Source organism: Pseudomonas sp. Root401, from assembly GCF_001425105.1.
Classification (GTDB): Bacteria; Pseudomonadota; Gammaproteobacteria; order Pseudomonadales; family Pseudomonadaceae; genus Aquipseudomonas; species Aquipseudomonas brassicacearum.
In genome coordinates this window covers 1-11,133 of the sequence record NZ_LMDO01000049.1, presented here as the reverse complement: position 1 = coordinate 11,133, position 11,133 = coordinate 1, and the positions used below count along the sequence as shown (strand labels likewise).

The 11,133-nt window shown below is 59.9% G+C and carries 9 protein-coding genes; 8 read left to right on the top strand and 1 reads right to left on the bottom strand.

Annotation, left to right across the window (positions count from 1 at the left end; all coding sequences use genetic code 11):
• On the top strand, window positions 1-150 hold a 150-nt coding region (locus tag ASC85_RS31715; protein WP_082534496.1), incomplete at its 5' end, for a YbdD/YjiX family protein.
• 425 nt (window positions 151-575) lie between these two features.
• On the opposite strand, the gene ASC85_RS25915 is transcribed toward ASC85_RS31715, so the two are convergent.
• A complete protein-coding gene (locus ASC85_RS25915; protein WP_057451917.1) occupies window positions 576-2,372 on the bottom strand; it encodes a methyl-accepting chemotaxis protein in 1,797 nt (598 codons plus the stop codon).
• 249 nt (window positions 2,373-2,621) lie between these two features.
• On the opposite strand from ASC85_RS25915, the gene ASC85_RS25910 reads away from it, so the two are divergent.
• The 7 genes from ASC85_RS25910 (at window position 2,622) to ASC85_RS25885 (ending at window position 10,759) form a co-directional block, all read left to right on the top strand.
• The gene (locus ASC85_RS25910; RefSeq protein ID WP_014338067.1) at window positions 2,622-2,888 is read left to right on the top strand and encodes a DUF4212 domain-containing protein; all 267 of its coding nucleotides are present in this window, start codon (window positions 2,622-2,624) and stop codon (window positions 2,886-2,888) included.
• 11 nt (window positions 2,889-2,899) lie between these two features.
• Window positions 2,900-4,669 carry a sodium:solute symporter family protein gene (locus ASC85_RS25905; RefSeq protein WP_057451916.1) on the top strand — a complete coding sequence of 590 codons (1,770 nt, stop codon included), beginning with the start codon at window positions 2,900-2,902 and terminating at the stop codon, window positions 4,667-4,669.
• Between the two features lie 169 nt (window positions 4,670-4,838).
• Complete coding sequence (locus tag ASC85_RS25900; protein ID WP_057451915.1) at window positions 4,839-6,962, top strand: TonB-dependent siderophore receptor; 2,124 nt, start codon at window positions 4,839-4,841, stop codon at window positions 6,960-6,962.
• A gap of 110 nt (window positions 6,963-7,072) precedes the next feature.
• Entirely contained in the window at window positions 7,073-7,498 is a 426-nt protein-coding gene (locus ASC85_RS33315; protein ID WP_236712408.1) for a hypothetical protein, read from the top strand.
• Window positions 7,499-7,601: 103 nt separating this feature from the next.
• Entirely contained in the window at window positions 7,602-9,011 is a 1,410-nt protein-coding gene (locus ASC85_RS25895; RefSeq protein ID WP_057451914.1) for a circularly permuted type 2 ATP-grasp protein, read from the top strand.
• A 3-nt stretch (window positions 9,012-9,014) separates the two neighbouring features.
• Window positions 9,015-9,965, top strand: a complete 951-nt coding sequence (locus tag ASC85_RS25890) for an alpha-E domain-containing protein (RefSeq protein ID WP_003201699.1) — start codon at window positions 9,015-9,017, stop codon at window positions 9,963-9,965.
• Window positions 9,962-10,759, top strand: a complete 798-nt coding sequence (locus ASC85_RS25885; RefSeq protein WP_057451913.1) for a transglutaminase family protein — start codon at window positions 9,962-9,964, stop codon at window positions 10,757-10,759. The genes ASC85_RS25890 and ASC85_RS25885 overlap by 4 nt, the downstream gene beginning before the upstream one ends.
• Window positions 10,760-11,133 lie beyond the last annotated feature (374 nt).

Here is an 11,133-nt window from a genome sequence, read left to right as displayed (position 1 = left end):
CGCCTGATGGTCGGCATGCCCGACTACGACAACTACGTCGAGCACATGCAAACCAAGCACCCGGACAAGCCGATGATGGACTACGAGGCGTTCTTTCGCGAACGCCAGGAGGCCCGTTACGGCGGCAAGGGTGGGCCCAAGTGCTGTTGATCCGCTGATTGCCAGTGGATGATGCAACCCTTGTGGGAGCGAGCCTGCTCGCGATGGCGGTGGATCAGCAGCATCGATGTTGACTGACACTCCGCTATCGCGAGCAGGCTCGCTCCCACAGTTGTTTTTTGGGTGGTCTCAGGATTTGCTTACGCCACAGATCCCTTGCTCCCGCCCGGGCTCTGTAGGAGCTGCCGAAGGCTGCGATCTCTTGATCTTGATCTTGATCTTTCGCTTGCGATTTAGTTGTCTGGGGCAAGATCGCAGCCTCGTTGCACTCGACAGCTCCTACACAGCTCCTACACAGCTCCTACACAGCTCCTACACAGTTCCTACACAGTTCCTACACGGCTCCTACGGGCGCAGCCGAGCGGGAGCAAGCTCCCTCGCCACAGGGTAGTTGTCTGGCTTGATTCCGCTGTTGATCACTCCGCCAACAACACCGCCGCATCGAAGCCCACCCGCAAATTGCCCCAATGACGGCCGCCGAAGAAGAACGGTACGTCGATCTCGGTCATGATTTCCCCGGTATCGCGCAGGTAGGTCTGGAGCAGGAAGCGCTGGACGTTGCCCGCCGCGCGCAGGCCGATCGGGTCGTTGAAGATTCGCTTGTTGCGGCACACCGGCAAATCCACCGCCCGCTCGCCAGTCGGCGGCTTCGAGACCCAGCTGTTGTTCACCGGGCAATAGCCCTTGCTGTCGACAATGAACGAAACCTTGCCACCCGGCGTGCCGCGGGTGAGTTTGTCGCATTCTTCCTGGCAGACCTGGGCAAAACGTTCGGTATAGCTGGTCATGTACTGCTTGGGGTCGGTGCCGGGAATCGGTTGGTAATTCTGGTCGAACAGGTTCAGGCCTTCACCTTGCAGCGCCTCCAGGCGAACCTGGAGCGTGTCGCGGCATTCACTGGCGCGGGTGATGGCGGCATCCAGCTTGCCGTGGCCGAGCACGAACCGGCCCAACAGCGCCTGGACCTTTTCGGCCACGCCGGACAGGTCGCGGGTGGCCGTCGCCGAATGCTGCATGCGCTGGTCGATCAACTGGCTGTCGGCGTGGATCTGGGTGACCCGGTCGTTGATCCCCGTGTTGCTGTCGGCGAACTGCTGGATATGGGTCGCGATGTCCGCCAGCTTGCCGTTGGTGGATTCGAAATCGCCGATCATGCTTTCAAAATGGCCGGAGGCGCGCTCCACCACTTTCTGGGTTTCCCGGGCGCTGTGGCTGATCTGGGTGGTCTGCTCGTGGGTGGAGCTGACTTCATCGAGCATGGCGTCGATGTTGCGTGAGATGTCATCGGTGGCCCGGCTGACGTTTTGTGCCAGGGTCCGCACTTCATCGGCGACCACCGCGAAGCCACGGCCGCTTTCGCCGGCCCGGGCGGCTTCGATGGCGGCATTGAGGGCCAGCAAGTTGGTCTGGGCAGATATCTGCTGGATCAACCCGACAATCGACTTGATGCTTGACGAACGCTGGTTCAAGGCGCTCACCAGCGTGGCAAACTCACCGAGGCTGTTGGAGATTTCGCTGATGTTGCCGGTCACTTCCAGCAGCTCGGCGTAGGAGTCGCGGGCCATGCTCAGGTTCTGGGCGGTGGTGCTGGAGATGCCCTGGGTCTGGCGCGAGACTTCTTCGATGCGGCCCACGGCGGTGTTGCTCTGGTCCATCACTTCCTTGGCGAAGCGGGCCTGGTGGGTGGCACTGTCACTGGAATCGCTGATGTTCTTCAACGAGCGGGCCGATTCGACGGCGATGTGCACGGTCAGTGCCTGGACGTTGCTGATGATCTCCCGCTGCTTGGCCAGGAAACGGTTGCAAGTGCCGGCCAGTACGCGGATCTCGTCGTGAGTCACCAGCGGCAGGTCCTTGGACAGGTCACCTTCGCCGTTGGCGATCTCTTCCAGGGCCTTGGTCATGGCGGTGACGGGGCGCACGATGAGGTGACGGAAATACCAGACCATGAAGCTGATCATGCACAGGGTCAGGAACGCGCCGAAGAGCAGGGCATGGGTGAGGCTGTCGAGCCGACTTTCGATCAGCCCCAGCAAGGCGCTGTCCAACTGCGCGTTGCGCAACTGCAGCAGGATTTCGGCGCGGGCACTGAGGGCCACCCAATACAGCAAACCACTGACCAGCACCAACAGGAAAAGGCTCGACAGCTTTTTGGTGAGGGTATCGAAGAACTGCATCTCGATAGACTCGTACAAGGCCTTTAACGTCTGCATGCCGCTGCTCCTGGGCAAAAAAATCTCTCAATGGAATACATTCGACCGCGAGCGCCAAAGCTTTAGGGGCGGACAGGGCTATTTGATATCACTCTGGAGACTCTGCTGCTCTTCAGCCTGCCAGAACGATGAGATAGAGATGTCAACACCTGTTGAAGCGAATTAGACGAAAGTCGTACTAGCGCCTTGCCTGACGACTGCTACGGTTTGAAGTGCAAAACAATAAAAACAACACGGGAGGACACCTCCATGTCCACTGAAAAGCAACAGGCTGCGCGTGCCTACTGGACGGAAAACCTACGCTGGATGCTGGTCTTGCTGGCAATCTGGTTCCTGGTGTCGTTCGGCTTCGGCATTTTGCTGGTTGATGCACTCAACACCATCAGTTTCTTCGGTACACCCTTGGGGTTCTGGTTTGCCCAGCAGGGTTCCATCTACGTCTTTGTGCTCGAGATTTTCTTCTATGTCTGGAAGATGAATCAGCTCGATCGCAAATATGACGTCCACGAAGACTGAGGGCGGCGCACATGGACACAAAAACCCTGATTTACCTGGTCGTAGGTGCTTCCTTCGCGTTGTACATCGCGATTGCAATCTGGACGCGGGCCGGTTCCACCAGCGAATACTACGTCGCCAGCAAGGGCGTGCATCCGGTGCTCAACGGCATGGCCACCGGTGCTGACTGGATGTCGGCGGCTTCGTTCATCTCCATGGCAGGGATCATCGCCTTCGCCGGTTACGACGGTTCGGTCTACCTGATGGGCTGGACCGGAGGCTATGTGCTGTTGGCGATGTGCCTGGCGCCGTACCTGCGAAAATTCGGCAAATTCACCGTGCCCGAGTTCGTCGGGGCTCGTTATTACTCGCAGACGGCGCGGGTGGTGGCAGTGATCTGCGTGATTTTCATTTCCTTCACCTATGTGGCGGGACAGATGCGCGGCGTCGGGATCGTCTTTTCCCGTTACCTGGAAGTGGATATCAACGTCGGTGTCATGATCGGCATGGCCATCGTATTCTTTTATTCGGTGTTGGGCGGCATGAAGGGCATCACCTACACCCAGGTGGCGCAGTATTGCGTGATGATTTTCGCCTACATGGTGCCGGCGATTTTCATCTCGATAATGATCACCGGCAACCCGATACCGCAGCTGGGCTTTATCAGCGAAGTGGGCGGCTCGGGGCAGAGCGTGATCGAGCGGCTCAACGGCCTGGGTGCCGAGTTGGGCTTCAGCGCCTATACCGATGGCACCAAGTCGACCATGGACGTGTTCTTCATCACCATGGCGCTGATGGTCGGTACTGCGGGCCTGCCCCATGTGATCGTGCGGTTCTTTACCACGCCGACCGTTCGGGATGCACGCAAGTCAGCAGGCTACGCATTGCTGTTCATCGCCATTCTCTACACCACCGCGCCGGCCGTGGCGGCCTTCGCACGTACCAATCTGCTGACCTCCATTCCCAACGTCAGTTATGCCACCGCGCCAGCCTGGTTCAAAGCCTGGGAAAATTCCGGACTGATTGCCTGGGCGGACAAGAACAACGACGGCATCATCCAGTACAGCCCGGGTGCGGCCCTGGTCGGGGCGCCGAGTTTTTCGGGTGAGCGCGGGGCGCATGAGCAGCGACTGCTCAAGAACCAGCTCTCGCCAGTGGCCAACGAACTCTACGTCGATAACGACATCATGGTGTTGGCCAACCCCGAAATTGCCGGCCTTCCGGGCTGGGTGATCGCATTGATCGCTGCCGGTGGCCTGGCGGCGGCGCTTTCGACGGCTGCGGGGCTGTTGCTGGTGATCTCTACCTCGGTCTCACATGATTTGCTCAAGAGCAACATCATGCCCGGGATCAACGAGAAGCAGGAATTGCTCGCTGCACGTATCGCCGCCGGCGTGGCGGTATTGATTGCCGGGTTGTTCGGCATCTATCCACCCGCGTTCGTCGCCCAGGTGGTTGCGTTCGCCTTCGGGTTGGCGGCGTCATCATTCTTCCCGGTCATTGTCATGGGGATCTTCTCCAAGCGCATGAACCGTGAAGGTGCGATTGCCGGGATGATCGTCGGACTGACGTTTACGTTTACCTACATCGTCTACTTCAAGTTCATCAACCCGACGATGAACACGGCTGAACATTGGTGGCTGGGCGTTTCCCCTGAAGGCATCGGCACGCTGGGGATGGTCTTCAACTTCCTGGCCGCGGTGGTGGTGTCTCGCTTTACCGCGCCGCCACCGGAGCACATCCAGCACCTGGTCGAAGACATTCGCGTGCCGAGAGGAGCCGGTGCTGCCATCGATCACTGACCACTGATCAGCCCAAGACGGGGAGAGGAAAACAAACAAGGGCGCCGGACTCATCCTCCGGCGCCCTTGTTTGTGCGCAGAGTCAAGCGGGGAGATGTTAGAAAGATTTACTGGGAATCATTCTCAAAGTATATTCTCTCTCATTTCCAACCCTCTGTGAGTGCGCGTCTTGAATCGTTCCACCCCTCTCGCTAATCGCAACGTCTTCATCAGGTGTGTATTGCCGACGTTGTCTTACTGCTTCATCGCAAGCCCGGTGTGGGCGCAGGCAGCTGTCGAATTGCCGGCTACGGACATCCAGGGCAGTCGTGTCACTCAGGACGAGGGCTACACGACGTCGCAAGCCAGCACGGCGAGCAAGAGCGATGTACCGATCAAGGAAGAGGCGCAATCAATCAACGTGGTGACCCAGCAGACCCTGGCGGACTATCAGGTGCGCTCGCTGAACGACGCGATGAAGTTCGTCAGCGGCGTCAGCCAGGGCAACACCCTGGGCGGCTCGCGAGACTCGCTGGTCAAGCGCGGGTTCGGCACCAACGACGACGGCTCGATCCTGCGCGATGGTGTGCGTTCGAACCTGGGGCGCAACTTCAGCGCCACCACCGAACGGGTCGAAGTGCTCAAGGGCCCGGCCTCGATGCTGTACGGCGCGCTGGAGCCCGGCGGCCTGGTCAACGTTATCAGCAAGAAACCGGAGTACACGCAAAGCACCACGTTGAGCGGCTCGGCCTATAGCGAAGGCGGCGGCACCATGGCCCTGGACACCACTGGGCCGCTGGGCGATACCGGCTTGGCTTATCGCCTGATTGCCGAGCGCGGGCATGAGGACTACTGGCGCAACTATGGGGTCAACGAGAGCACGTTGGTGGCGCCGTCCCTGGCCTGGACGGGGGAGCGGGCTTCGTTGAACCTGAGTTATGAGTACAACGAATATTCCAATCCGTTTGATCGTGGGACGGTGTTCACCAATGGGCATCCGGCCGATATAGATTACGACAAGCGTCTCGATGAACCGTGGGCCAAGAGCGTGGGGATTCGCGAAACGGCGACGGCGCGATTTGAGTATGAGCTGAGCGATGCGTGGAAGACTCGGCTCACCTATGGCTGGAACAATGATCGGTACAGTCTTTCGATTGCGCAGCCTTTCACATTGAACGGCAATACGCTGCGTAGGGCTGCCAACGGCGCTCATTATGACGACGAAACGCGCTACGCCAGTTGGGATTTCATGGGTAAGCAGGAGTTGTTCGGCCAGCGCCATGACCTGCTGATTGGCGTCGATAATCAGGTGTCGGATCAGTATCGCGGGAAAACCTATCGCGGGGCTCAACAAAACGGCTTTGACATCACCGCGCCGGTCTATGGCGGCTTGGCAGAGCCAGGCAGGCTGAATGCTGCGCAAAGCAACTTGAGCAACAAACTGACTTCCAGCTCGGTGTACCTGAAGGACAACTGGCACCTCGATGATCGCTGGATCCTGGTCTTCGGTGGCCGCTATCAGCATTACGACCAGTTCAGCAAGCAGGGTCTGATCACCAGCGTGCCTGTTCGTGACGACAATGGTGATGCCTTTGTTCCGTTCCTGGGACTGGTCTATAAAGCCACCGAGACCCTGTCTCTGTATGGCAACTACAGTCGCTCTTTCAAGCCCAACGATACCGTCGACGACAACCTCAGCACCTTCAAACCGGAGGAGGGGCGCAGTTACGAAGTCGGCGCCAAGTACGATCCATTGCCGGGGCTGAATATCAATCTGGCATTGTTCGACATCGTGAAAAAGAACGTTGTGACGTCTTCCACGGTCAATGGCGTGACTCTGTCGGAAGCCGCCGGCAAGGTCGGCTCTCAGGGCCTGGAACTCGACATCACCGGCCGCCTGGCCGACCGCTGGGATCTGATCGGCACCTACGCCTACACCCACACGGAAATCCTCGACGATCCGGATGACGAAGGCCATCGTTTGGCCAATGCCCCCAAACACACCGCCAGCCTGTACCTGAGCCACCACCTGAACGTGCCTGCCGAATTCGGTGCCTGGCATGCCGGTGCCGGTGCGCGTTATGTCGGCGAACGCGCCGCCAATAACGCCAACGATTTCTGGCTCAGCAGCTACACCGTGGCCGACGCGTTCCTGCGCTGGGAGTCGCCGGTGCTGGGGCACAAGACTTCGCTGCAACTGAACGTCGACAACCTGTTCGACAAGCAGTACTACCCGTCGTCCACCGGCAGTCAACTGCAAGTCAATGTCGGTGAGCCACGTACCGCTCGCCTGAGTGCAAGCGTAACGTTCTGATCCATCCAGAAAGCAAAATGCCCGGACTTTGAAACCCGGGCATTTTTTTGGGCAGCACTTTTACATTCAGACCGCTATCGCGAGCCGGCTCGCTCCCACAATGTCCGATGATGTTCACCTTATTTGTTGTCGCACCAGAAGCTGAACGCATCCATCCTGAAGTCCGGCGCATCAGCTATCGTTGGGCTAAGTCCTGCGTTTTAGCGGTGGGTATAAATTTCCCCTTTTCAGGGCATTCGACGCTGGCTTCCCGCCTGGCTGCACCGATTCGACCCGTTCATGGCGTCGACGCCGGAAATGGCAATAAACGTTTCAGCCTTCAAAGCGGTTTTCGTCGCAAAATCGAAAATAAATTTCGCCTTTTTGTCGTTATGCGAAGGTTTTTCCAGCATTGTCTCGATGCACCGCACTTAGGCACAGCCCTTGCTACGACTCCAGGACGCAAGAACCAGCGAGGGGGTATTCGATACGTAGATAAAACAGGGGGGGCGCACGTCATCCGGACGCAAAGGCCTGATCAGAGACCCATTGCCTAACGAGGTACTCAGAGAACCAGGGCTCATAAAAAAGGCAAGGCCGTACTGAGTGGAATGACGACGTAATAAGAAATGCCGTGTAAGACACGGCTGGGAGTTGGCTATGCCCCACGCTTTTTTTAATGAAATGTATGACGCCAAGGGTGACTGCCGCCCGCATTACCAAGCTTTCTCGCGCTGGCTGGCGGACACACCGCTTGAGCTGCTTGAGCAACGCCGCCGCGAAGCCGACCTGCTGTTCCATCGAGCCGGTATCACCTTCACCCTCTACGGGGACGAGCAGGGCACCGAGCGGTTGATTCCTTTCGACATCATCCCGCGCAGCATCAAGGCCAGCGAATGGCAGATGGTCGAGCGTGGCTGCATTCAGCGGGTCCAGGCCCTGAACATGTTCCTGGCCGACATCTACCATGGGCAACACATCCTCAAGGAAGGCATCATTCCTCCCGAACAGGTGCTCGCCAACGAGGGTTATCAGATTGCGATGCAGGGCCTGGACCTGCACCGGGGCATTTACGCCCATATCGCCGGTGTCGACCTGGTTCGCGACGGTGACGGCAGCTACTACGTGCTGGAGGACAACCTGCGTACCCCCAGCGGCGTGAGCTACATGCTCGAAGACCGCAAGATGATGATGCGCCTGTTCCCCGAGCTCTTCGCCGCCCAGCGCGTGGCCCCCATCGACCATTACCCGAACCTGCTGCTCGACACCCTCAAGAGCTCAAGCCCCCTCGAGAACCCCACCGCCGTGGTGCTGACCCCGGGGCGCTTCAACAGCGCCTATTTCGAGCACGCGTTCCTGGCCCGTGAAATGGGCGTGGAGCTGGTGGAGGGCGCTGATCTGTTCGTGCGCGACGACCATGTGTACATGCGCACCACCGCCGGCCCACGGCAGGTGGACGTGATTTATCGTCGTCTTGACGATGCCTACCTTGACCCGCTGTCGTTCAACCCCGATTCGATGTTGGGCGTGCCCGGGCTGATCGCCGTATACCGCGCGGGAAATGTGGTGCTGGCGAACGCGGTCGGCACGGGCGTGGCCGACGACAAGTCGATCTACCCCTACGTCGACGAGATGATCCGCTTCTACCTCACCGAAGAACCGATCCTGAAGAATGTGCCCACCTGGCAATGTCGCAAGCCTCAGGACCTGTCCCACGTGCTGGCCAACCTGCCGGATCTGGTGGTCAAGGAAACCCAGGGCTCCGGCGGCTACGGCATGCTGGTCGGGCCGGCCGCCAGCGCGGCGGAGATCGAAGATTTCCGCGCACGCCTCAAGGCCCGTCCCGAAGCCTATATCGCCCAGCCAACGTTAAGCCTGTCCACGTGCCCGACCTTTGTCGAGAGCGGCATCGCGCCGCGCCACATCGACCTGCGTCCGTTCGTGCTGTCGGGCAAGGAAACGCGCCTGGTGCCCGGCGGGCTGACCCGCGTGGCGCTGCGCGAAGGCTCGCTGGTGGTGAACTCGTCCCAAGGCGGTGGCACCAAAGACACTTGGGTAGTGGAGGACTAAGACATGCTTTCAAGAACTGCTTCGGACCTCTATTGGATGTCCCGCTACCTGGAGCGCGCCGAGAACCTGGCGCGCATGCTCGAAGTCAGCTATTCGTTGTCGCTGATGCCCCAGGCCGGGCGCAGCGATGGCCATGCCGAGCTGGCGATGTCGCTGCTGGCGGCCGGTACGCTGGACGACTACAACGCCCGTTATGACGCGCTCAACACCGAGCGCATGCTGCATTTCTTCGCGCTGGATGAAACCAACCCCGGCAGCATCTACAGCTGCCTGCGGGCCGCGCGGACCAATGCCCATGCCGTGCGTGGGCGCATCACCGCCGACATGTGGGAGAACATCAACGCCACCTGGCTGGAAATGCGCAACATCGCCAGCAACGGCCTGGGGCGCTACGGCATCAGCCATTTCTGCGAATGGGTCAAGGAGCGCTCGCACCTGTTCCGGGGCGCGACATCGGGCACCATCATGCGCAACGATGCCTACTGTTTCATTCGCCTGGGGACCTTTATCGAACGGGCCGACAACACGCTGCGCCTGCTGGACGCCCGCTATGAAATGTTCGGCGAGGAGTCGGAGGAGGTCAGCGACAACTCGGCCCGTGGTTATTACCAGTGGAGTGCCTTGTTGCGTGCGTTGTCTTCGTTCGAGGCGTTCAACGAGATCTACCGCAATGCGCCCAATGCCGAGCAGGTTTCCGAGATGTTGCTGCTGCGGGCCGACGTTCCGCGCTCGCTGCATGCCTGCATCGAGGAGCTGGACCACATCCTCGCCAGCTTGCCGGGCAACAACGGCCGGCCAGCGCAACGCCTGGCCGCCGAGCTGAATGCGCGCCTGCGTTATTCGGGGATCGATGAGATCCTGGCGTCGGGCCTGCATCAATGGCTGACCGACTTGATTGGGCAGATCCGCCACTTGGGCCAGACCGTCCATGAGTCTTACCTGGAGGTCGTATGAAACTATCCATACGCCATGACACGACCTACAGCTACGCCGATGAAGTCTGCACCAGCATCCAGTTCCTGCGCCTGACGCCCCGGGACACTCAGCGCCAGCGCATCCTGGAATGGCATCTGGAACTGCCGCGACTGGTGCGCAGCCAGCTTGATCCCTATGGCAACATCCTGCATGTGATGACCATGGACGAGCCCCACGGTGCCTTGATACTGACGGCTTATGGCGAGGTGGAAATCCATCAGTCCATCGCGATGGAACCGGACAACCAATCACCGCTGCCTTTTTTGCGCACCAGTCGCCTGACCCAGGCGGATGAGACCCTCAGCGCCTTCGCCATCGAACAATGCGCTGGCCGGCGCGATCGTTCGGCCCTGACCGATCTGATGAATGGTTTGGCGGCGCGGATGCCCTACAGCCCCGGCACGACGGCGGTCAACAGCACGGCTGCCGAGGCGTTTGCCGGTGGAACGGGGGTGTGCCAGGACCATACCCACGCATTCCTGGCCTGCGCCCGCAGCCTGGGCATTCCTGCGCGCTATGTTTCCGGCTATTTGTGCACCGAAGATGAAAGCCACCTGGCGAGCCACGCCTGGGCGGAAGCCTGGCTGGATGATGGCTGGTACAGCTTCGACGTGACCAACCGCCTGACCCTTCCAGACCGCCACCTGAAACTGGCGGTCGGCCTGGATTACCTCGACGCCTGCCCGGTACGTGGCATGCGCCGGGGTGGCGGAGCGGAGCAGATGCAGGCAAGGGTGCAGGTGAGCTCGATGGTGCAGGTGCAGCACCAATAACGGCCGGCCTCATCGCCAACACCCGATCCCCTGTGGGGGCGGGCTTGCTCGCGATGAGGCCGGCACCACCGCCATTGCGAGCAGGTTCGCTCCCACATGGAGTTTGGTGGCGGACACAAACCTTGTTCCACCCGAGCCCCCCCTGTGGGAGCAAGGCTTGCCCGCGATGGCGGCAGCCCATCCGACATCAATGCAAACTGACCCACCGCTTTCGCGAGCAAGCCCGCTCCCACATGGAGTTGGTGGTGGACACAAACCTTGTATCCACCCGAGCCCCCCTAATGAAATGGCTACCCCCGCCGCCCCCTGCGATTGCCCACTAAGCTTTCGCAGGGGGCCTATCGGAGACCATTGCCATGAACAAAGTAGCTATT

Bases quoted from the DNA above. Each gene is read 5' to 3' on its own strand.
- ASC85_RS25915 (WP_057451917.1), bottom strand. From the start codon at position 2,372: ATGCAGACGTTAAAGGCCTTGTACGAGTCTATCGAGATGCAGTTCTTC.
- ASC85_RS25910 (WP_014338067.1), top strand. From the start codon at position 2,622: ATGTCCACTGAAAAGCAACAGGCTGCGCGTGCCTACTGGACGGAAAAC.
- ASC85_RS25905 (WP_057451916.1), top strand. From the start codon at position 2,900: ATGGACACAAAAACCCTGATTTACCTGGTCGTAGGTGCTTCCTTCGCG.
- ASC85_RS33315 (WP_236712408.1), top strand. From the start codon at position 7,073: ATGTTCACCTTATTTGTTGTCGCACCAGAAGCTGAACGCATCCATCCT.
- ASC85_RS25895 (WP_057451914.1), top strand. From the start codon at position 7,602: ATGCCCCACGCTTTTTTTAATGAAATGTATGACGCCAAGGGTGACTGC.
- ASC85_RS25890 (WP_003201699.1), top strand. From the start codon at position 9,015: ATGCTTTCAAGAACTGCTTCGGACCTCTATTGGATGTCCCGCTACCTG.
- ASC85_RS25885 (WP_057451913.1), top strand. From the start codon at position 9,962: ATGAAACTATCCATACGCCATGACACGACCTACAGCTACGCCGATGAA.